This is a genomic window from Modestobacter sp. SYSU DS0290, assembly GCF_054050955.1.
Map to the genome: position 1 here is coordinate 79,064 of NZ_JBJHAI010000002.1, position 20,586 is coordinate 99,649.

General features: G+C 71.1%; 18 protein-coding genes, 1 tRNA gene and 1 pseudogene. 13 read left to right on the forward strand and 7 right to left on the reverse strand.

The window, feature by feature from the left end; translation table 11 throughout:
• The first annotated feature begins 118 nt into the window (after nt 1-118).
• Nucleotides 119-1,573, forward strand: a complete 1,455-nt coding sequence (gene kdpB / locus ACI795_RS03645; protein WP_457074013.1) for a potassium-transporting ATPase subunit KdpB — start codon at nt 119-121, stop codon at nt 1,571-1,573.
• Nucleotides 1,573-2,172: a potassium-transporting ATPase subunit KdpC gene (gene kdpC, locus ACI795_RS03650; RefSeq protein WP_457073856.1), complete on the forward strand. Its 600-nt coding sequence runs from the start codon at nt 1,573-1,575 to the stop codon at nt 2,170-2,172. Before kdpB ends, kdpC begins: the two co-directional genes overlap by 1 nt.
• Nucleotides 2,173-2,220: 48 nt before the next feature.
• Here the strand turns inward: kdpC and ACI795_RS03655 are convergent, their stop codons facing one another.
• Nucleotides 2,221-3,291: a glycerophosphodiester phosphodiesterase family protein gene (locus tag ACI795_RS03655; RefSeq protein WP_457073857.1), complete on the reverse strand. Its 1,071-nt coding sequence runs from the start codon at nt 3,289-3,291 to the stop codon at nt 2,221-2,223.
• A gap of 219 nt (nt 3,292-3,510) precedes the next feature.
• Between ACI795_RS03655 and ACI795_RS03660 the strand changes: the two genes are divergently transcribed.
• Nucleotides 3,511-3,583, forward strand: a tRNA-Ala gene (locus ACI795_RS03660).
• A 152-nt stretch (nt 3,584-3,735) separates the two neighbouring features.
• Here ACI795_RS03660 and ACI795_RS03665 read toward each other — a convergent pair.
• A pseudogene (locus ACI795_RS03665) lies at nt 3,736-3,915 on the reverse strand (tyrosine-type recombinase/integrase); the annotation flags it as partial.
• A 118-nt stretch (nt 3,916-4,033) separates the two neighbouring features.
• Nucleotides 4,034-5,047, reverse strand: coding sequence for a DUF4238 domain-containing protein (locus ACI795_RS03670; RefSeq protein WP_457073858.1), 1,014 nt, complete (start codon nt 5,045-5,047; stop codon nt 4,034-4,036).
• Nucleotides 5,048-5,416: 369 nt separating this feature from the next.
• Between ACI795_RS03670 and ACI795_RS03675 the strand changes: the two genes are divergently transcribed.
• Together ACI795_RS03675 and ACI795_RS03680 are read left to right on the forward strand one after the other, a co-directional pair.
• The gene (locus ACI795_RS03675; RefSeq protein WP_457073859.1) at nt 5,417-5,998 is read left to right on the forward strand and encodes a hypothetical protein; all 582 of its coding nucleotides are present in this window, start codon (nt 5,417-5,419) and stop codon (nt 5,996-5,998) included.
• Between the two features lie 399 nt (nt 5,999-6,397).
• The gene (locus tag ACI795_RS03680; protein ID WP_457073860.1) at nt 6,398-7,276 is read left to right on the forward strand and encodes a hypothetical protein; all 879 of its coding nucleotides are present in this window, start codon (nt 6,398-6,400) and stop codon (nt 7,274-7,276) included.
• A 145-nt stretch (nt 7,277-7,421) separates the two neighbouring features.
• On the opposite strand, the gene ACI795_RS03685 is transcribed toward ACI795_RS03680, so the two are convergent.
• Complete coding sequence (locus ACI795_RS03685) at nt 7,422-8,201, reverse strand: hypothetical protein (protein ID WP_457073861.1); 780 nt, start codon at nt 8,199-8,201, stop codon at nt 7,422-7,424.
• 113 nt (nt 8,202-8,314) lie between these two features.
• On the opposite strand from ACI795_RS03685, the gene ACI795_RS03690 reads away from it, so the two are divergent.
• The 6 genes from ACI795_RS03690 to ACI795_RS03715 all read left to right on the forward strand — a co-directional run bounded on the left by ACI795_RS03690 (nt 8,315) and on the right by ACI795_RS03715 (nt 14,800).
• Nucleotides 8,315-8,497, forward strand: coding sequence for a hypothetical protein (locus ACI795_RS03690; RefSeq protein WP_457073862.1), 183 nt, complete (start codon nt 8,315-8,317; stop codon nt 8,495-8,497).
• A gap of 164 nt (nt 8,498-8,661) precedes the next feature.
• Nucleotides 8,662-9,234 (forward strand): hypothetical protein, encoded by a 573-nt coding sequence (locus tag ACI795_RS03695; RefSeq protein ID WP_457073863.1) that lies wholly within the window; start codon nt 8,662-8,664, stop codon nt 9,232-9,234.
• Nucleotides 9,235-9,392: 158 nt separating this feature from the next.
• Nucleotides 9,393-10,079 carry a hypothetical protein gene (locus tag ACI795_RS03700; RefSeq protein WP_457073864.1) on the forward strand — a complete coding sequence of 229 codons (687 nt, stop codon included), beginning with the start codon at nt 9,393-9,395 and terminating at the stop codon, nt 10,077-10,079.
• Between the two features lie 715 nt (nt 10,080-10,794).
• Nucleotides 10,795-12,981, forward strand: coding sequence for an MMPL family transporter (locus tag ACI795_RS03705; RefSeq protein ID WP_457073865.1), 2,187 nt, complete (start codon nt 10,795-10,797; stop codon nt 12,979-12,981).
• Nucleotides 12,981-14,141, forward strand: a complete 1,161-nt coding sequence (locus ACI795_RS03710; protein ID WP_457073866.1) for a sensor histidine kinase — start codon at nt 12,981-12,983, stop codon at nt 14,139-14,141. The genes ACI795_RS03705 and ACI795_RS03710 overlap by 1 nt, the downstream gene beginning before the upstream one ends.
• The gene (locus ACI795_RS03715) at nt 14,138-14,800 is read left to right on the forward strand and encodes a response regulator transcription factor (RefSeq protein ID WP_457073867.1); all 663 of its coding nucleotides are present in this window, start codon (nt 14,138-14,140) and stop codon (nt 14,798-14,800) included. The genes ACI795_RS03710 and ACI795_RS03715 overlap by 4 nt, the downstream gene beginning before the upstream one ends.
• Nucleotides 14,801-14,850: 50 nt before the next feature.
• On the opposite strand, the gene ACI795_RS03720 is transcribed toward ACI795_RS03715, so the two are convergent.
• Nucleotides 14,851-16,002, reverse strand: a complete 1,152-nt coding sequence (locus tag ACI795_RS03720) for an RNA polymerase sigma factor (protein ID WP_457073868.1) — start codon at nt 16,000-16,002, stop codon at nt 14,851-14,853.
• Nucleotides 15,999-16,406 carry a YciI family protein gene (locus ACI795_RS03725; protein ID WP_457073869.1) on the reverse strand — a complete coding sequence of 136 codons (408 nt, stop codon included), beginning with the start codon at nt 16,404-16,406 and terminating at the stop codon, nt 15,999-16,001. The genes ACI795_RS03720 and ACI795_RS03725 overlap by 4 nt, the downstream gene beginning before the upstream one ends.
• 435 nt (nt 16,407-16,841) lie before the next feature.
• Here ACI795_RS03725 and ACI795_RS03730 point away from each other — a divergent pair, with 435 nt between their 5' ends.
• Both ACI795_RS03730 and ACI795_RS03735 read left to right on the forward strand, forming a co-directional pair.
• Nucleotides 16,842-17,714, forward strand: a complete 873-nt coding sequence (locus ACI795_RS03730; protein ID WP_457073870.1) for a DUF222 domain-containing protein — start codon at nt 16,842-16,844, stop codon at nt 17,712-17,714.
• 265 nt (nt 17,715-17,979) lie between these two features.
• Nucleotides 17,980-19,638, forward strand: coding sequence for a M48 family metalloprotease (locus ACI795_RS03735; protein WP_457073871.1), 1,659 nt, complete (start codon nt 17,980-17,982; stop codon nt 19,636-19,638).
• Here ACI795_RS03735 and ACI795_RS03740 read toward each other — a convergent pair.
• A complete protein-coding gene (locus tag ACI795_RS03740) occupies nt 19,569-20,555 on the reverse strand; it encodes a helix-turn-helix domain-containing protein (protein ID WP_457073872.1) in 987 nt (328 codons plus the stop codon). The two genes, ACI795_RS03735 and ACI795_RS03740, sit on opposite strands and share 70 nt — an antisense overlap.
• Between the last annotated feature and the right edge of the window lie 31 nt (nt 20,556-20,586).

Sequence of the window (20,586 nt, forward strand, 5' to 3'; positions counted from 1 at the left end):
CGCGCCCGGGACGCGAGTCCGGCGGTGACCGCTCGGCGGTGACCGGCGGGACGACGGTGCTGTCCGACCGGATCGTCGTGGAGATCACAGCAAGCCGGGGGAGACGTTCGTGGACCGGATGATCGCCCTGGTCGAGGGCGCCTCCCGGCAGCGGACGCCGAACGAGATCGCGCTGAACATCCTGCTCCGCTCGCTGACCATCGTGTTCCTGATCGTGGTCATCACGCTGCAGCCGCTGGCGGTCTACTCCGGTGCCGAGCAGTCGCTGACCACGCTGATCGCGCTGGTGGTGTGCCTGACCCCGACCACGATCGGGGCGCTGCTGTCGGCGATCGGCATCGCCGGCATGGACCGGCTGGTGCAGCGCAACGTGCTGGCGATGAGCGGCCGCGCGGTCGAGGCGGCCGGCGACGTGAACACCCTGCTGCTGGACAAGACCGGCACCATCACCCTCGGCAACCGGCAGGCGTCGGAGTTCGTCGCCGTCGGGGGGTGCTCGGACGACGAGGTCGCCGACGCCGCGCAGCTGGCCTCGCTGGCCGACGAGACGCCGGAGGGCCGCAGCATCGTCGTCCTGGCGAAGGAGCGCTACGGCCTGCGCGGGCGGGAGCTGGACGCCGCCGTCTTCGTGCCCTTCACCGCGCAGACCCGGATGAGCGGGGTCGACCTGCCCGACGGCCGGCAGCTGCGCAAGGGCGCCGCCGGGGCGGTGCTGGCGTGGGTGCGGGCGCAGGACGGCCCGGTGCCGCCGGAGGTCGGGGACGTCGTCGACAGCATCTCCGCCGCCGGCGGGACGCCGCTGCTGCTGGCCTCGGCGTCGTCGGACGGCGCCCGGGTGCTCGGTGTCATCCACCTGAAGGACGTCGTCAAGGAGGGGATGGCGGAGCGCTTCGCCGAGCTGCGCCGGATGGGCATCCGGACGGTGATGATCACCGGCGACAACGAGCGGACCGCGCGGGCGATCGCCGCGGAGGCCGGGATCGACGACGTGCTGGCCGAGGCGACGCCGGAGGACAAGCTGGCGCTCATCCAGCGTGAGCAGGCCGGCGGCCGGCTGGTGGCGATGACCGGTGACGGGACGAACGACGCCCCGGCGCTGGCGCAGGCCGACGTCGGGGTGGCGATGAACACCGGGACGACCGCGGCCAAGGAGGCCGGCAACATGGTCGACCTGGACTCCGACCCGACGAAGCTGATCGAGATCGTGGAGATCGGCAAGCAGCTGCTGATCACCCGGGGGTCGCTGACCACGTTCTCCATCGCCAACGACCTGGCGAAGTACTTCGCGATCCTGCCGGCCATGTTCGCCGGAGTCCTCCCGGGGCTGGACGCGCTGAACGTGATGCGGCTGTCCTCGCCGGAGTCGGCGATCCTCTCCGCGGTCGTGTTCAACGCGCTGATCATCGTGGCGCTGGTGCCGCTGGCGCTGCGCGGTGTGAAGTACCGGCCGGCGTCCGCGTCGGCGATGTTGCGCCGCAACCTGCTGCTCTACGGCGTCGGCGGCGTGGTGCTGCCGTTCGTCGGGATCAAGCTCATCGACCTGCTGGTCTCTCTCATCCCCGGGATCGCGTGATGTCCGCTCTGCGTTCGGGCCGCCAGCTGGTGGCCGCCGTCCGTGCCCTCCTCGTCGCCACCGTGGTGCTCGGGCTGGCCTACCCGCTGCTGATGACGGGCGTCGCCCAGCTGATCGCGCCGGCTCGCGCCGACGGGTCGCTGGTGTCGGTCGATGGTTCCGTCGTGGGGTCGTCGCTGATCGGCCAGTCGTTCACCGACTCCGACGGCGACCCGCTGCCGGAGTACTTCCAGACCCGGCCGTCGGCGTCGGACTACGACGGCGTGGCATCGGGTGGGTCGAACCTGGGGCCGAACTCGGAGGAGCTGGTGGCCGCGGTGGGGGAGCGGCGAGCTGACGTGGCTGCCTTCAACGGGGTGCCCGAGTCGGAGGTACCGGCCGACGCGGTGACGGCGTCAGGGTCCGGGCTGGATCCGGACATCTCCCCGGAGTACGCCGCCATCCAGGTGGAGCGGGTAGCCGAGGCGCGTGCGGTGCCGGTGGACGACGTCCGGGCGCTGGTGGACGAGCACACCGACGGGCGGGACCTCGGCTTCATCGGGGCGCCGCACGTGCGGGTGCTGGAGCTCAACCTGGCGCTTGACGAGCAGCTCGGCTGAGCCAGGAGCAGCCGTCCCCGGGGGTGACCCGGGGACGGCCGCCGTGCGTCAGCGGGCCGGGTAGGCGCGCGGCAGCTTGTAGCCGTTGTGCGCCGCGACCTCGCGCAGCAGGTCGGGCCGGTCGGTGATGATCCCGTCGACGCCGAGGTCGATGAGGTACTGCATGGTGGCCGGGTCGTCGATGGTCCACGGGATGACGTCCATGCCCACGGCATGCGCGTCGTCCACCATCTGCTGCGTGACGTAGGGGCGGAAGCCCGGGTCGTTGATGCTGCCGCTCTGCGGGTCGCCCTGCACGGGGGAGATGGCGTCGGCGCCGAAGGAGTGCGCTGCCGCGACCAGGTCGCCGCCGAAGTCGTCGATGTCGATCCCGCCGAGCCACGGCGAGGCGCCGGGCAGGCCCGCCTGCAGGAACTGCTGGCCGTTGGTGAGCGCGACGATCGGCAGCCGCGGCTCGACCTGCCGCATGCGCATCAGGGAGCCCCAGTCGAAGGACTGGATGCTGACCTGGCGGAGCAGCCGGGCCTCCCGCACCTCGCGAGCGACGACCTGCACGAACTGCTCACGCGGCGCCGTCTGCTCCGGTGCGCCCGCCTCCACCTTGGTCTCGATGTTCAGCCACACCCGGTGCGCGCGGCGCTCGTTGACCAGGTCGAGCACCTCGGACAGCAGTGGCATCTGCGCCCCCGGCACCGCCTGCTGCTCGGGGAACTGCGGCAGCGTCTGGCTGCCGCAGTCGAGCGTGCGGACCTGGGCCAGCGTGAGGTCCTTGATGTACCGGACGCCGGGGGCGTAGGGGAACTCCGGGTCGCCGGGGAAGGCCGGGGCGGTGTCGCGGCACTTGGCGGGGTTGATGTCCCGGTCGTGGGTGACGACGGCGTGCCCGTCCTCGGTGATCTGGACGTCGAGCTCGAGGGTGCTGACGCCGAGGTCGAGGGCGCGACCGAAGGCGGCCAGCGTGCTCTCGACGGTGAGCCCGACGCCGCCCCGGTGGGCTTGGATGTCGAAGAACCGGGTGCTGCCGCCGCCGGGGCGGTCGGCTGCGGTGGCCACCCCGGCGCCGGCCGGCAGCAGCGCGGCGGCGACGGTCGCGATCAGGACGGTGCGGAGTCGGCGCATGAGGGACGCTCCTCAGGTCGGCGGACGCCGGTGGACCCGGCATCCCCACGGTTCGCAGCCCGCATGGCGGCCGGGTGCCCGGTGCACGAACGCGGACCGGCGGCTCCCCGACAGCCGGGTGTCCGCGAGGCGACACGCCACCCCCCACCCCCCGACAGACGACCGCACGCGGGCATGTATCGTTCTCCCCGGCTCGGACACACCAGACCGGGTCGGCAAGGGGCTGTGGCGCAGCTGGTAGCGCACCACACTGGCAGTGTGGGGGTCAGGGGTTCGAGTCCCCTCAGCTCCACCCCGATGACCAGGCCGTTCCCCTTTTGGGGAGCGGCCTGAGTCGTCTCTGGTTGCAGTTGTGGTTGCAGTTTTTCCACCCTTACCTGGCAGCAGCAGGGCGCTCATCCGGTCGGCGGCCTCGCGGGCCAGGGCCAGCATGACGTGGCTGTAGATGTCCATGGTCGTGCGCATCTGGCTGTGGCCGAGCAATTCCATCACCACTCGCGGGTGCACGTTCTCGCTCGCCAGCAGTGTGGCTGCGGTGTGCCGACCGTCGTGCAGCCTCCCGTGCCGGACGCTGGCTGTGCGCAGAAGACGGGCCCAGTCCGTCGTGGTCGGCTTCTTCTCGATAGGGCGGCCGTTGGGCTAGGCGAAGACGAGGTCCTCGTCGTGCCACTCGGAGCCGGCCCGCATCCGCTCGCCGCGCTGGGCGGTCTGGTGCTGCTCCAGCCCTGCTTCGAGTGAGCGGTCAAGGGTTTCTTATCCCCCGGCGTCGGGCCTCTGCAACATAAGCGAAGTATTCCGTTCCCTTGCGGATGACGCCCCCAGTCTGGTGTGTCATAAAGTTGTCATATCCGTAAAATATCAATTTTCCGGACAGGTGTAGCGTCCTGGAGTTGACATGAGCAACCACGTCATCGGTCGTCTGACAACGCGCCTCTCGAGCGCCGGGGTATCCAACCAATGCGACTCGCTTGCTTACGGGAAAGGTTACTTCGACATCGTCGTCCGCCAGGGATGTAGGAAGACTTATCCTTAACTTGTTGTGGCGGAATCTCGCGTCGTCTATGTCACCCCAGGCCAGCGGGTTGTCTGAGCAGATGAATCCCCCATTGGGATCTGCGTCGGTAACGTGTGTTTCCCATTGCTTCCGCATGAGTGTCTCGTAGATACCCGCAGCGAGCTCAAAGACTAGTCCGACAGTCAGCACCCTCGGGGCGAGAGGAAACCACTTCGTGTCGTTCAACAGTCGGACGGCGTCGTCGTACTCGGGCATGTCCGCAGGCTTCACGCCGTTGCGCAACTCGGATGCCCTTAATTGTTCCCACTGATCACGGGACACTTCGCCGTTCCGGAGACGCTTGGCGATTCCAGCGGCCAACACGGGCGCAAGGGCGTCACGAGCCCTGTGATTTCGCGCGGCGCATACCGCGGCGAACTCCAGCGTCTTGGCTATGTCGGCGCGGTCGGCCAGTTCCCCGCTCGACACCCTCTGCACGGCGGGCGCCAGATCGGCTTCTACTCGGGATAGCATTTGCTCGGTCTCGTTGGGATCGAACCCCGGCTCATCGACTCGGTTGTAGTCGGTCTTTCTGCACGCCTTCAATGGCGTGGAACCGTATCGCTTCCCCGTTGCGTAATCGAATACGTTCAACCTGTCTGTCTTAAGTCCGCGTCTAGTGAAGCCGGCCAAGTAGAAGGCTGGGATGATGTGGTGCTTACGTGGTTCGCTTGCGCTTCGTCGAGCGCTGGCATCGGCCACATGGCGAGCTTAGCCCGCCTGAGTAGTCGAACCACGGAGGCTTCAGACGACGACCGGCTCGCTGCGGGTGATGCACGACTGGCTGGTTTGGGCCCGAGGTCATCATCGCGGCGTTGAAGTCGACTCCACACTGAGCGGCGCCTTCCCACGCTGGGTCATCCTCGCTGACACGTCGGGCAGTCCCAGCCCCCATCCAGTGCGGGGATCAGGGGTTCGAATTCCCTCAGCTCCACCCCGAACAGACAAAGGGTTCGACAGCGACGGCTGTTGGGCCTTTCGTGGTCTGCCCCGCAGGCACCTGCGCGGGGCAGTCACACGGACCCAGCTCACCGACGTACGGCGGGGTGTCAGAGCTGACACGGAGCGGGCATGACCCGCACCGGGCTGGTGGCCGCGATCGGCGAGAAGCGCCTAAGCGTTCCAGCGGTCGACCGTCTGGTGCTCGGGGGCGACGTCACCCCCGACGCCGACACCGGACGGAATGGGGCAGGCCGCTGCTGCGGCTGGTGCGACCGTTCCGCGCCAACGACGAGCCCCTCGGGGCCGGAATCCACACCGCTGCATGGAGGCCCTCGTGAGCGCGAGGCGCCCCGCCGCGGTGGCCCGCTGCAACTCTCCCCGGCTGCTGCGGCGGCACACCATCGGCTGCTGCCCGCCGTCGCAGACGCCACCCCTCGTAGCCAGCCGCCACCCTGCACCGCCACCCCGTGCCGTGGCTCGTCGGCGACCCGGCAAGTCGCCGCCGCCCGCTGCGAGCCCTGCCCGGTCCTCGACCCCTGCCGCAGTTACACCGACGTGGCCGGCGAGGGCGACCAAGTGTGGGCCGGGCAGGACCGCACACCCACCAAGCGCACCGTGCGCGCCGCCGACCTGCGCCCCCTTGAGCTCGGCCTGTGGGTCGGGCTCGCCCCGGGCGAGACACAGGACGAGACGTTGGCCGCCGCCTATTAAGGCGACAGCTCGCTCGGCATGTCGCGCCGATTCAGCGACGACCCGCGGCCCACCCGCACCGACGGCGGGCAGGTGACCCGGCGGGAGCTAACTTGCAGCACCTGGCGTTCTGCCCCGAGCCGATGCGCGGCACTCGGGTCGAGCGGGCCACCGTGCCCACCACGTCGGCCCGGTCGCGCGGCGCCGCCGCCGTGCTCGGCCCGCACGCCGCGGCGCTGCCGGGTGGGCCAGTCATACGGGCGGCCGCGCCCCCCGAGGAGCCACCGTCGCCCGACCCGACGGCACGATCACCCGCCCCGCGCTCGGCGGGTGTTCACGGTCGATGGGCGCCTTGTGCGCTGAGCCCGCGTCGGTAGTGGTCGGTACGGTCGAATTTCGTAGCGACCACCAGGGGGAGTCATGCCGTTCCCGGCCCACGTCGTGCAGGTTCTCGTCGCGTCACCCGGTGACGTGGCGGAAGAACGGGCCGCGCTCCGTCGGGCGATGTGGGAGTGGAACGACGAGCACGCTGCCGCGCTCGGCGTCGTGCTGCTGCCGGTTGGCTGGGAGACGCATTCGCGGCCCGAGTTGGGCGACCACCCGCAGCACCTCATCGACCGGCAGCTCGCCGAGAGCGCCGACGTGCTCATCGGCGTGTTCTGGACGCGACTCGGCACGCGCACCCCGGATGCCGCCAGCGGCACGGTCCATGAGATTGAGTCGTTCGCCGAGGCGGGCAAGCCGGTGCTGCTCTACTTCTCCGACCGCCCAGCCGTGCCGACGAGCGTGGACCTCGACCAACTGGCGGCGGTGCAAGCGTTCCGCCAGACCGCCGAGGGATGGGGGCTCATCGGCCGGTTCGACGACGTGGACTCGCTCGTCCGCCAGGCCCGGACGGCGTTGCTGCGGCTCGTCCGCGACCGCTTCGACCTGCCGACCGCGATCGCTCCCACCGGCGCCGGCTCGGGCCGACCGCGAGTGATGGCGAGCATCGCGACTGAGCGTGAGCAGAAAAGCGTCGACGCGAAGGGGCAGTACAAGTACACGACTCGCAGGTTTCTCGTGCTGACCAACGCCGGGGACGCGACCGCACGGTCGGTCACTGTCTCCTGGGTCGAGGGGCAGGAGGGGCCACGAATCTATGGCGCTGAAGAGCCCATCGACTACTTGGCCCGCGGGACTGATGTCCGGTTCTCCCTGCTCACCTCCTACGGCGACAGTGGCTCGGGCACTCTGCACCTCACGTGGCAGGACGAGGACGGCCGCGAGTATGAGGAACGGCAGACTGTCCGGATGTGATTTCACCGGAGCGCGACGAGCGGCGATTTCGCCCACAAGACTCTCAAGGACCTGCCACTCGCCTGAGGCCGGTGCACGCAACCTGTGCATTGTTCCTAGCTTTCAGTTGCGGGTGATGCAGACTGGGGCGCCCTGCCGAACCGGTTCATCGTTCTCGAAGCCGACGCAGGCGGTCCCGGCCGGTCTGAGTGATCCAGCGGCTGCCATCCTTCCCGGAGACGAGCAAGGGCGGCTCCATGGAGTAATAGCCTGCTGTGCCGCGCGGGTCCATGCCTGCCCTTCTGGCGATGTCGCGCGCTTCATCCCGCGTAACGCCCCGGTTCTCACGGTCGTTGACGTCGGCGAACCCGGAGAGCACCACCTCCATGCTGTCGGCGCTGCCTGCGATCGGCCTGTCAGTGACGCGCGGTATGTCGAGCCTGGGTGAGCCGTCGTTTCCCCACTCAACCTTCGTGCCCTCGACGCCGAGCCCGGCCCGGCCGCGCGCGGCGCCCCACTCGGCGGCGCGCTGAACGACGTCCTCAAAGGCTTCACGCTGCGATGCGACCAGTCCTGATCGTCCCGTGGCACTCCCCTCATATCGCCGGGCACCTCGTCCGCTTCCCTTGCCCGGCGACGGGTGGCCAGGCCGAGGGGCACCGTGCTGCCCATCGGCATGCGTGAGGTCGGAAAGAAGCGGCGGAGGCTGATCGTTGTCACCACGGACGATGAGGACGGGTGCGGACTCCTCGACCTCTGCCAGGAGTTCCCTCTCCTTGTCGGCAATCTCGGCTTGATGCCACTCCACGCCACCAGGGAGGGTGAGGCGACCCGTTCGTCCCAACAGTTCCCTGATCCTGGAGCGGAACCCCCACGCGATCCCGCCTACTACCGCCGGCCAGGCGAGCCCTGTCACTAGGTTGACCGTCAGCTCGTACCACTCCACGCGCGCGAGGGTGTCATGCCTTCCCGCGCGTCTGCGAGGCAGTCTCCGGTCGCCGATTCGGCGACCGGAGACGCAAGGGAGATTTTGTGTAGTGGTCTAGCTTTGAGCTGCGGGTGTCGCTGCCCGAAGTCGTCGCCATGCAGACCCGCCAGCTCAACCTCGTGGGCGCCGACGAATCCCGCTGTACCGGCTGGTCAGGGTGGCGTTGCGGATGCGGCCTCCGGCTGCTGGTGGCGGGGTCCGGCAAGATCATCGCGCTCAACTCGGGCCTTCCCGGAGTGACCGTGCAGCGGTAGTGCTCACGCACCCGAAGGCGTGGGAAGAGCTGATGTGCCTGCCGTAGTTGGAGCACTTGCCCCGCCAGACTGGTGCGCCGTGAAGCCGATGGCGGCTCTGTCTCGGTGGAGCCCGTGCCGGCGCGTAGGCCGGTGGTGTCACAGCTACCTGCGACGCTCCTCTCATGGATGCATCGGCAGTCGTCGCGGTCGTGGCCGCAGGCATCTCATTGGCAGCGCTCGCGGCGGCGATCTACCAGGCCAGGAGCGCCCGGGACCAAGTTGCGGAATCCAGAGCGCAGACCGACCTTCAGCGCCGGATGCACCGGGACGCGGCGCAGCCGTACGTCTGGGCCGATGTTCGCCCCGACCTCGGCCACGGCCAATTGATCCAGGTCATCGTGGAGAACAGCGGCCCGACGGTGGCCCGGGATGTTCGAGTCAGCTTCGATCCGCCCTTGGTTGACGTGCATCGTAAGAACAGGGTCTTCTTCACAGGGTTGGATTCCGGGATTTCGGCTTTGACCCCAGGCCGACGGATGACCTGGAACCTGGGGGTGTCGTTTGAGGTGATGTCGGAGGGGATCGTAGGGGCACACCAGGTGACGGTGGACGCCGTCGGCCCCTTCGGCCCCGTGGAGCAGTTGCGCTACACGCTCGACCTGAGACAGTGGCGAGAGGGCTCCGCCGCGCCTCCCGGGTCCCTGCACGAGATCCGCAACGCCATCGTGGACATCGGCAAGTCGCTCAAGAAGTGACGGGCGTCGCGGACGGCGTCAAGTCGTCGTCTTCCGAGTGGGCGTGCTTGTGATATAGGTGCGCCGAAAATGGGCGACTGTCCCTCAAGCCTCAAGCCTCAAGCCTCTAGTCGCGTCGCAGCGCGGGAACGGGTGAACTCTCTGGCAGAGTAGCCGCCGTGACGTTGGAAGATTCGTTGTCTGATGTTGACTGGGGTAACGCGCCGTCATGGGCGGCATTCGGCACCGCCATTATCGCGGCGCGTTATGCAGCGGGTGCTTATCGCCGCGAGGAGCGACGAGATAGGGTTAACGCGGAGCTCCGACTACGGGAGCAGGCGACCAAGTTCTCGGCATGGGCGGACCTCCTGCCAGAGGAACGCGAATCATCCGGTCGCGTTGTGAAGTCGGAGAGGTATGCCCTCACTCTTCGCAACTCGTCAGACGAAATTATTGAGAATGTAGTTTGCGATTTTCTTCCCAAAGGCAAGGATGACGTTCTCCATACGGTCACCTACACGCTGGTAGCCCCGGGTGGTAGGGAAGAGGTTGCTCTTCCCTACGAACTGCTGGTGCAGCAACCGGACGTTCGAGCCTCGTTCGTTGACGGCAAGGGGATAACGTGGATTCGATTTCGCGGCAGGTTGGACGCCTCGACGGCTGATGGTGTTCGACAGCCAGTCTGGTGGCGGGCCTACGAGTACGAGCCTGGTGTTCTAGTGCAGGTTTTTGGTCAAACGATCGCGTCCGTCGTTTCGGTGCTCGGTCAAGCAATTGCGTCCCCCGTGCCCGTGCTCGTGCAGGGGGGCAATGCGGTCGGTCAAGCGCTACGAGTTGTCGTGGGATCGGTGCGTCGACGGAAGTGATGGTCAGGCTGGCCGGTTGTCCAAGGTCTGGTCGTCCACCGTCGTCCTTCCCTCAACTGTCCAATGTGCGGGCGGGTGCCCATGACGGAGATCGGCTGCCACCGGGCCTACGGCGGGGATGAAGCGATCCTGGCGGCGTGCACACGCTGTGGGGCTCCGTCGGTCCACCGAGTGGCGTCTCCGGGACGCGCCGGGTGTGGCTGAGCCGGAGCCTTACCGGTCGTTTGGGTCAAGAGTTTGCGGCCCCGTCTCCGGGAGTGGAGCGGGGCCGCAATGCAGGAACCAGCGGCCAGGAGGCGCCGAGAGCGGCGCCCGGGAGTCCGTGGCCGGGACCGCGTCGAGGCGGCCGAGGCGTCAATGCGGGGTTGCTGTCGGCGACGACGCCAACGGCGACCCGGCAACGCGGAGCCGGAGCACCAACGCCGACGTCCAGGCGGTGCCTGGGCGGGTCACCTGACTTCAGGAGGTGCCTGGCAACGCGGCGACACAGGTCTCAGTGAGTCAACTGCCTGGACGGCGGGAGTTGCACCGGCGGGGCCACGGGTGCCGACAGATGCCAGGCACTCCCGTCCAACGAGGTGCAGTCATGCCCGCCGCTCACCCCGCCATCTACTGCGATTTGCGTAGACGGAGCCTGCGCCTGCACGACGACGGGGCCCCTGCCTGGACGAAACGCTGCTCGGGACAACCACCACGACCACTGGGGTGTACCGACATGGCAGGTCTGCTCGATCGTCTCGGCCGCTTCTCCTTCCGACGGCGGTGGTCGGTCGCTGTGCTCTGGCTATTGGTCCTCGCCGGGGCGGTGACGGCCGCCGTCACGTCCGAGGGCCCGGTGAACACCCGGGCGACCATCCCGGGCATCGAGTCGCAGGAGGCGTTCGACCTCCTCGCCGAGCGCTTCCCGGACACCCCCACGGACGCGGCGTCGGCGACGCTCGTCTTCGTTGCCCCGGAGGGCGGGTCGCTGGAGGCGCCGGCGAACCGGGCGGCCGTCGAGGCGGCGCTGGCCACCGCCGCCGACAGCCCGCAGGTGTCCCGGGTCGTGCCGCCCTCGGCGGGCGCGAGCATCAGCGCCGACGGCTCGACCGGCTTTGCGTCGGTGAGCTACGACGTGCCGTCGGCGGAGGTGACCGACGAGTCGCGCGCCCTGCTCGAGGAAGCGGTGGACCAGGCGCGGGACGACGGGCTGACCGCGGAGATGCGTGGCTCGGCGCTCAACAGCCCCACCGCCATGAGCGCCACCGAGCTGCTCGGGGTCGCGGTCGCGGCCGTCGTCCTGCTGCTGACCTTCGGGTCGCTGGTGGCCGCGGGGCTGCCCCTGCTCACGGCGATCATCGGGGTGGCCATCTCGTTCCTCGGCGTCTGGGCCCTCGCCGGCCCGCTGGGCATGGCGATCACCAGCGGGATGCTCGCGCTGATGCTCGGGCTCGCGGTCGGCATCGACTACGCCATGTTCGTCGTCTCCCGGTACCAGGAGGAACGCGGCATCCAGGACGACGCCGAGACGGCGGCCGGCCGCGCCGTCGGCACCGCCGGGTCCGCGGTCGTCTTCGCCGGGACGACGGTGGTGATCGCGCTCGCCGGGCTGCTCGTGGTCGGGATCCCGTCGCTAACGAAGATGGGGCTGGCCGCCGCCGGCGCCGTCGTCGTGGCCGTCCTGGTCGCGCTGACCCTGGTCCCAGCCCTGCTGGGCATGTTCCCGAACCGGGCTCGCTCGCGGGCGCAGCGGCGAGAGACGGGCACGAACCCCCGTGTCCCGGTGGCCCGCACGTGGATGCGGCTGGTGCGGCGCCGACCGCTGCTGGTCACGGTGGCCGGGGTCGCGGTGCTCGCCGCCGTCGCCGTCCCGGCGCTGTCGTTGCAGCTGGGCACCCCCGGCGACGCCTCGCTGCCGACCACGGCCACCGAGCGCCGGGCCTACGACCTGCGGGCCGAGGCGTTCGGCCCCGGTTCCAACGGCCCGCTGACGGTGGTGGTCGACGCCCGCGGCGCCGGCGACCCCGAGACCGCCGCGGCGGCCGTCGCGGACAGCATCGCGGCCACCGACGGCGTGGCCTCGGTGTCGACCCCGACCTTCAACGAGCCGGGGGACACCGCGATCCTCACCGCCGTCCCCACCACCGGGCCGACCGACGAGCGCACCGAGGCGCTGGTGGAGTCGCTGCGCGACGCCCGCCCAGCCGTGGAACGCGACCAGGGCGTCAGCTACGAGATCACCGGGACGACGGCGCTCGACATCGACATGGCGCAGAAGACCCAGTCGGCCCTGCTGCCCTACGTCGCGCTCGTCGTCGGTCTCGCGGTGCTGCTCCTGATGGTGGTGTTCCGCTCGATCTGGGTGCCCATCAAGGCCGCGGGCGGCTTCCTGCTCTCGCTGTTCGCCTCGATCGGGGTGATCGTCGCGGTCTTCCAGTGGGGCTGGGCAGGTGATCTGCTCGGTGTCGAGCAGACTGGCCCGGTCATGAGCCTGATGCCGATCCTGCTGGTGGGGATCGTGTTCGGGCTGGCGATGGACTACGAGGTGTTCCTGGTGTCGCGGATGCGGGAGGCGCACGTGCACGGCGTGCCGGCCCGCCAGGCAGTCGGCACCGGCTTCGGGCAGAGCTCGAAGGTCGTGGTCGCCGCCGCGGTCATCATGATCGCGGTGTTCGGCGGGTTCGCCGCGGCGTCGGAACCGCTGATCAAGATGGTCGGTCTCGGGCTCGCCGCGGCGGTCTTCTTCGACGCCTTCGTCGTCCGGCTGACGCTGGTGCCCGCCGTCCTGCAACTGCTCGGGGAGCGGGCGTGGTGGCTGCCGCGCTGGCTCGACCGGCTGCTGCCCCGCGTCGACGTGGAGGGTGCGTCGCTGGCCCCCGCGCAGGCCGAGGCGCGACCCGACCTGGCGCTGAGCAACCGCTGATGAGCACTAGGCCGGGGGTGCGGGACGCGGCGGCCGCGCTCGTCGCATTCCTCTTCGCCGCCCTCGGGGCCAGCATCGGCACCCAGGGGATCGTCGGTCCGGCCGTGCTCGTCCCCGGCGTGCTGCTGAGCCTGGTCGCCAGCGCAGCGCTGTTCACCGCCGCCCGGCGGCCGCGCGCCGCGACGGCCGTCGCGATCTGCTGCGAGACCGCCGCGTGCGCGCTCGGCTACCTGCCGACGCCGTTGCTGCTGGCCCCGCTGATCGGCTGCCTGTACTGGCTCGCGGTCGTCGGGTCGGTGCGGGCGGTCGCCTGGTGGACCGGGTCCGCGGTGGCCGCGGTGATCCTGGGCGGGCTGACCGACGCCCCCACCGGGGGCTCGCTGGTGCTGCGCACCGTCGGCGTCGCGCTGTGGCTGCTGCCGGCGGTGTTCGCCGGCCGCACGGCCCAGGCCCACCGCTCCTACCTCGACGTGGTCCAGGCCCGCGCCGAGGACGCCGAGCGCAGCCGGGACGACGAGGTGCGGCACCGGGTGGGCGAGGAACGCCTGCGCATCGCCCGCGAGCTGCACGACGTCGTCGCCCACCACCTCACGGTGGCCCACGCGCAGGCCGGCGCCGCGGACCACCTGCTGGACAAGCGTCCCGAGCAGGCGCGGGAGCTGCTGGCCGGGCTCAGCGTCTCCACGTCGGCGGCGCTCCAGGAGCTCAAGGCCACCGTGGCCGTGCTGCGCACCTTCGACGACGACCCCCCGGTGGACACCGTGCCGGCACCGGGCCTCGACCAGCTCGACGAGCTGGTCGAGCCGTGCCGGGCGGCCGGCATCGAGGTCACGGTGGTCCGCGAGGGGCCGCTGGAGTGCCTGCCCCGGCTGGTCGACGTCACCGCGTACCGGGTCGTCCAGGAGGCGCTGACCAACGTCACCAAGCACGCGGTCCGGCCGTCCGTGACGATCACCGTGCGCCGCACCGAGGACACCTTCTGCGTTCAGGTGAAGAACACCGGCGTCCGGCCCGGACCGGTGGGATCGGGCTACGGGCTGATCGGGATGCGCGAGCGCGCGCTCGCGCTGGACGGCACGGTCCAGGCCGGCCCGGTCGGGTCCGATCGGTACGCCGTGACCTTCACCGCCCCGCTGAAGCCCTGGGAGGGAGCCCGATGATCCGGGTGCTGCTGGCCGACGACCAGGCGCTGCTGCGCTCGACGTTCCGCATGCTGATCGACTCCGAGGACGACCTGACGGTCGTCGCCGAGGCCGCGAACGGCGAGGAGGCGGTCGACCTCGCCCGGCGGCACCAGCCGGACCTGGTCCTGATGGACATCCGGATGCCGGTCCTGGACGGCCTCGCCGCGACCCGGCAGATCTGCTCCGCCCCCGACCTGGCGGGCACGCGGGTGCTGATCCTGACCACCTTCGAGTCCGACGAGCACGTGGCGCACGCGCTCCGGGCCGGGGCGAGCGGCTTCCTGGGCAAGGACGTCACGCCCGCCGAGCTGCTCGCCGGGATCCGGACGGTCGTGGACGGGGAGGCGCTGCTCTCGCCGGTCGCCACTCGGGTGCTCATCGACCGCTTCCTGGCCGGTCCGGACGGCGTCGGAGACCTGCCGCGCGGACTGCTCCCGAGGCTGACCGACCGCGAGCGCGAGATCACCGGGCTGGCCGCGCTCGGCCTGTCCAACCAGGAGATCGCCGACCGGCTGGTCGTGAGCCCGCTGACCGTGCGCACCCACGTGCACCGGGCGATGACGAAGCTGGGTGCCCGCGACCGGGCCCAGCTGGTCGTCATCGCTTACCAGGAGGGGTTGGTCCGAGCGCCCTGACGGGGCGATCTGCGTCCTGACCACCGACCAGATCAGCCGAGCCCGCGACCTCAGTGGCGGGAGTTGAGCCGGGCAGCCTGGCGGGTGAGGTGGTCGCGCTCGGCCCTGTTGCCCGCCAGGGCGGCCGCCTCGGCGTAGAGCCGCGCCGCCGTCGCCCGGTCGCCGTCCTTCTCGTGCAGGTACGCCTGGACGGCGGCGAAGCGGGGGACCGAGGCGTCCACCGAGGCGAGCGCCGCCAGGCCGGCGCGCGGACCGTCGGCCTCTCCGACGGCGACGGCGCGGTTGAGCAGCACCACCGGGCTGCCGGTCAGCCGGACCAGCTCGTCGTACCACTCGACGATCTGCACCCAGTCGGTCTCCGCGGCGGTGGGTGCGTCGGCGTGCAGCGCCGCGATCGCGGCCTGGGCCTGGTACTCGCCGAGCCGGTCCCGGGTCAGGGCGGCCTGCAGCACCTGGACTCCCTCGCTGATGAGCGCGGTGTCCCACCGGCGGCGGTCCTGCTCGGCGAGCGGCACCAGGCTGCCGTCGGGGGCGGTCCGGGCGGCGCGCCGGGCGTGGTGCAAGAGCATCAGCGCGAGCAGCCCCGCCACCTCGGGGTGGTCGACGGCGGCGGCGAGCTGACGGGTGAGCCGGATCGCCTCCGCGGCCAGGTCGACGTCGCCCGAGTAGCCCTCGTTGAACACCAGGTACAGCACGCGCAGCACGGTGGCGACGTCGCCGGACTCGTCGAACCGGACGCCGGAGACGGTGCGCTTCGCCCGGCTGATCCGCTGCGCCATCGTCGCCTCGGGCACCAGGTAGGCCGCGGCGATCTGCCGGGTGGTCAGCCCGCCGACGGCGCGCAGCGTGAGCGCGACCGCCGACGCCGGCGTCAGCGACGGGTGGGCGCAGAGGAAGTACAGCTGCAGCGTGTCGTCCGCCGAGGGCACCGGCCCGGACGGCGGTTGGTCGGCGACCGCCTCCTCCCGGCGACGGCGGGTGGCCTCCGCCCGGGTCGCGTCGAGGAACTTGCGCCAGGCGACGGTGACCAGCCAGCCCGTCGGGTCCCGCGGTGGGGCGGCCGGCCAGGTGCGGACCGCCTCGACCAGCGCCTCCTGGACGGCGTCCTCGGCCGCCGCGAAGTCGGCTCCGCGACGGACGAGGACGCCGAGCACGCCCGGCACCAGGCTGCGCACCAGGACGTCGTCCACCGGTGGGGTCACTCGGTGATGGTGGGGGGCGCCCCCAGGAACGGCCGCAGCTCCAGCCACTCGCGGATCGGCTCCCCATCCGGCCCGGGAGCGGCCGACAGCTCGCCGGCCAGCTCGACGGCCCGCTCGTGGCTGTCGACGTCGATCACCATCCACCCGGCGATGAGGTCCTTGGTCTCGGCGAACGGCCCGTCGGTGACCGGCGGGCGGCCCTCGCCGTCGTACCGCACCCACACTCCCTCGGGAGCCAGGGCCTGCCCGTCGACGAACTCGCCGGTCTCGGTCAGCTTGGCCGCGAAGTCGTTCATGTACTGGACGTGGGCCGAGACCTCGTCCGGCGTCCACCGGTCCATCGGCGCGCAGTCGAGCGACTTCGACGTGCTCCGGTAGTGCTTGAGCATCAGGTACTTGGCCATCGTGGATCTCCTCGGTGGTGGTGCGGCCCATCGTGGCCGCGGACACCCGGGGGACGGAACCGGTCGCGGATTCTCGACATCGGACGTCGCTCAGCGGCGGCGCGGTCGTGGTCGGCCGCTCATCGGACCTCGGGGCACTGCTGCCTCGCGGCTTGTCTCTCGCGGCTTGTCAAGGTGTCTCGAACATCTGTGGACAGGGCGTTGACCTGCGGATTCGGGTTGAGCGACCACCTCATCCGCGATAGTCTTCGCACACACGTTCGAACGCAGTGGGAGGTGTCGTGAGCGAGTTGATGTCGGCTCTCGACGCCTTGGCGGCCGACGATCTGCACGGTCTGACGGACGGCGGCGTGCTCGACCGGATCGCCGAGTTGGTGGCCGTGCAGAACCGGGTCGCCGCGGAGCTGACCCGCACGGTGCGGTGCGCGGAACGTGGTGGCCGAGAAGGTGGGGGAGTCCGAGGTTGCCCGGGCAGCCGAGCAGGGCATCGACCTGGCTGCGTTCGACCGGGTGTGGGCGCAGGTGGCGGCGGAGTCGCCGCACCAGTCGCTGGTCGCCGCGGTGCAGGCATTCGAGGACGCGCTGGACCCCGACGGCCCCGAGCCGGACCCGACGGAGGGTCGTCGGCTGACCATCGCCAAGCACGCCGATGGCAGCGTCACCGGCCGTTTCGACCTGGACGCGGTGGGTGGGGAGAAGGTGCAGGCGGCGATCGAGTCGATCATGCAGGCCGACCGCCCCAAGGGCGACAGCCGGACCCGGGCGCAGCAGAACGCCGATGCGCTGGTGCAGCTGTGCGACAACCAGCTCGCCTCGGGCAACCTGCCGACCCTGCGGACGGTGAAGCCGCACGTGGTCGTGGGCATCGACCTCGACGACCTGGTCGACCCGGCCACCGGCGCGGGTGCGGCGGACCTGAGCTTTGGGGCGACCATCTCCGCCGCCCGGGCCCGCTACCTGGCCTGTGACGGCAGCATCTCCCGGATCGTGATGGGCCCCGATGGGACCCCGCTGGATCTGGGCCGGGACCACCGGGTGGTCACCCCTGGCTTGCGCAAGGCAGTGGAGCGGCGGGACGAGAGCTGCGTGTTCGCCGGCTGCGGCGCTCCGAGCTGGTGGTGCGACGTCCACCACCTGATCCACTGGCTGCACGGCGGCGAGACGTCGTTGGAGAACTCAGCGTTGCTCTGCGAACGGCACCACACCAAGGTCCACCACGGCTTCCGGGTCGAACGAGATCCCGGCGGCCGATGGCGCACCCGGCGCCCCGACGGCACCGAGATCCTCGTCGGCCCCCTGCTGACCTGACGCGTGTCCGATCTCCGGGCGTCCGGCAGCGCCCAACGCGCCCGGACGGCGGCGCGCTGCGTCGGGCCACGACACCGATCAGCGTCGGAACCGCCGCTCCGGAGCTCGGCCGCGTCTCGGAACCCGGCTCGCAACACTCACCGGCAGCGGGTTGCGGGCGCTGCCTGACCAGGAGAGCCTGTCCCCGGCGCGACCCGTGATCATGCTGCGGGGAGCGGGGGGACCAGGCACCACGGCTCTGTCGTCGACGCTCGGGAAGCCACCCATGACCGGCTACGTGCTCCGCCACTCCGCCATCTCGCTCACCCTGCTCGGAGCGCTGCTCGCCGCCGGCGGGGGCGTTCTCCTGCTCCTCGGTGCGCCCCTCTGGGTGCCGATCGTGCTGGCCGTCGTGGTCGTCGCCGCGCAGTACGCGATCGCCCCCTACCTCATCCAGTGGCTCATCCCCGCCACCCGGATCGCCTGGACCGGCGACCGCTACGACACCGACCACGAGGTCGGTGCGCTCGTCGCCCGGCGCTGCGCCGAGGCCGGCGTCCGCCCGGTGCGACTCGGCATCGTCGACGACGGGACGCCCAACGCCTTCACCTTCGGGCACACCCGCGGCAACGCCCGGATCTACGTGACCCGCGGACTGCTGGAGCGCCTCGACGAGCGTGAGCTGGACGCCGTCGTCGCCCACGAGGTCGGGCACGTGCGGCAGAACGACGTCGTCGTGATGGCGATCGCCGGCACCGTGCCCGTCGTCCTCTACTACGTGTACCTCTCCCTGCGGAGCAGCAACAACGCCAACACGGCGATCCCCGCGGTGATCGGGTTCCTCGGCTACCTGCTGTCCCAGCTGGTGGTCCTGTCGCTGAGCCGGGCACGGGAGCTGGGGGCCGACCACTACAGCTGCTCGGTCACCGGGCACGGCGACGCGCTCTGCTCCGCCCTGGTCAAGATCGGCTACGGCATGGGCCAGGTGGACGCCGAACGGGCGGCCGCCGCGCACGAGGCCAAGCAGAGCAAGCAGAAGGAACGGCAGAAGGAGCTGGCCAAGCAGGACCGGCGGCACCAGCGGGTGCGGGCCGTCGGGGTGCTCGGCATCGCCGACCAGGCGCAGGGTGCCACCGTGCTCGCCGCCCGGGAGCGCGGGCTCGAGCCGATGGAGGTGATCGGCGCCCTGCGCTGGGACACCTGCAATCCGTGGGCCCGCTTCACCCAGCTCTTCAGCACCCACCCGCTGATCGTGCGGCGGATCGCGTCCCTGGAGGACAGCGGACTGCCCGGTGCCCCGCAGCGCTGGAGCTCGCGGGCGGTGGCCGAGTCGTGCGAGGGCCCCGAGCTGGCCCGCGCGCGGCGCCGCTTCTGGCTGGAGCTCCCGGTGCGGTACCTGCCGTTCATCGCCCTGCTCGTCGGCGCCGTCGCCTGGGGTCTGGACGACTGGCTGCTGCTCGCCCAGGCCGCCACCGTCGGCGGCGCGGCGCTGTTCGTCCGCACCGCCTTCGCGCGGCCGCTCGGGCCGAGCCGCCCCCAGGCCCGGGTCACCGAGCTGCTCACCCGGCTCGACGCCAGCCCGGTCACCGGCCTGCCCGTCGAGCTGCGCGGGCGGGTGATCGGCCGCGGCACCCCGGGCTACGCGCTCAGCCCCGACCTCGTCGTCCAGGACGAGTCGGGGTTCGTGCCGGTGCTGTACCTGCAGCCGTGGCCCTTCGCGCGCAGCCTCTTCGGCCTGCTCCGGGTGCCCGACCTGCTGGACACCGACGTCGTGGTCCGCGGCTGGTACCGGCGCAGCCCCGCCCCCGTGCTGGAACTTCGTGAGCTCGTGCCCGACCGCGGTGCGCGCGTCCGCGGCTTCCAGTGGGTCGCTGCCTACGCGGTCTCGGTCCTCATCGCCGCTGCCGGGGGAGCCGCCTGGTTGCTCCTCTCACTGGGCGCCTGAGGACGGCGGACGAGCGCCGGTGCGGCACCGACGGCCGTGCCCGGCCGGGAGACGTCCGGCGACTGCGAGTCGTCGCCGGGGTGCCCGACCTCGGCACCGGCACCGGCGATCGTGGCGAGCAGGGCCAGTGACTCGGCCGACCGGGAACCCGGCTCCGCCTGGTAGACCACCAGCACCTGGTCGTCGGCGTCCGCGACGGCGAACTTGTCGTAGCGCAGCTCCAGGTCACCGACCTGCGGGTGCTGCATCCGGTACACGCCGCCGCCGGGGTGCCGGCGCACGTCGTGGCGCGCCCAGAGCCGCCGGAACAGGTCGCTGCGCACCGACAGCTCGCCGACCAGCTCCGCCAGTCGCGGATCGTCGACGTCCGGGCCGGCGGCGCTCCGCAGCACGGCGACCAGGTCGACGGCGGCCGCCTCCAGCTCGGCCGGGGAGCCGAAGGCGCCCGGCTCGAGGAGCACGGTGCGCAGCAGGTTGGTGCCCGGGGTGAACAGCGGCGACAGCGCCACCGCCAGCCGGTTGGCGGCCAGCACGTCGAGGTGGCGGCCCTGCACGAAGGCCGGCGTGTGCTCCCACGACGCGATCAGCTGGGTGACGCTCGGTCGCACCCGCTCGGCACGGCGCTGCGCGCGCCGGCGGCGGGGCGCCGGGTCCGCCAGGTCGTGCAGGTGCGCGGTCGACGCGCCGTCCAGGCCCAGCGCCCGCGCCACCGCGTCGAGCACCTGCGCCGACGGGTGCCGGTCACGCCCCTGCTCCAGGCGCGTGTAGTACTCGGTGCTGACCCCGGCGAGCATCGCCAGCTCGTCGCGGCGCAGGCCCGGCACGCGGCGGTGGTTGGTCACGGGGATCCCGACGTCCTCGGGACGCACCCGCTCGCGCCTGGCCCGCAGGTACTCGCCGATCAGGTTCTCCGCCATGCTCGAACCGTAGGTCGCCGCGGCGCCCCGC

Bases quoted from the DNA above. Each gene is read 5' to 3' on its own strand.
- kdpB (WP_457074013.1), top strand. From the start codon at position 119: ATGATCGCCCTGGTCGAGGGCGCCTCCCGGCAGCGGACGCCGAACGAG.
- kdpC (WP_457073856.1), top strand. From the start codon at position 1,573: ATGTCCGCTCTGCGTTCGGGCCGCCAGCTGGTGGCCGCCGTCCGTGCC.
- ACI795_RS03655 (WP_457073857.1), bottom strand. From the start codon at position 3,291: ATGCGCCGACTCCGCACCGTCCTGATCGCGACCGTCGCCGCCGCGCTG.
- ACI795_RS03675 (WP_457073859.1), top strand. From the start codon at position 5,417: ATGACCCGCACCGGGCTGGTGGCCGCGATCGGCGAGAAGCGCCTAAGC.
- ACI795_RS03680 (WP_457073860.1), top strand. From the start codon at position 6,398: ATGCCGTTCCCGGCCCACGTCGTGCAGGTTCTCGTCGCGTCACCCGGT.
- ACI795_RS03695 (WP_457073863.1), top strand. From the start codon at position 8,662: ATGGATGCATCGGCAGTCGTCGCGGTCGTGGCCGCAGGCATCTCATTG.
- ACI795_RS03705 (WP_457073865.1), top strand. From the start codon at position 10,795: ATGGCAGGTCTGCTCGATCGTCTCGGCCGCTTCTCCTTCCGACGGCGG.
- ACI795_RS03710 (WP_457073866.1), top strand. From the start codon at position 12,981: ATGAGCACTAGGCCGGGGGTGCGGGACGCGGCGGCCGCGCTCGTCGCA.
- ACI795_RS03715 (WP_457073867.1), top strand. From the start codon at position 14,138: ATGATCCGGGTGCTGCTGGCCGACGACCAGGCGCTGCTGCGCTCGACG.
- ACI795_RS03725 (WP_457073869.1), bottom strand. From the start codon at position 16,406: ATGGCCAAGTACCTGATGCTCAAGCACTACCGGAGCACGTCGAAGTCG.
- ACI795_RS03735 (WP_457073871.1), top strand. From the start codon at position 17,980: ATGACCGGCTACGTGCTCCGCCACTCCGCCATCTCGCTCACCCTGCTC.
- ACI795_RS03740 (WP_457073872.1), bottom strand. From the start codon at position 20,555: ATGGCGGAGAACCTGATCGGCGAGTACCTGCGGGCCAGGCGCGAGCGG.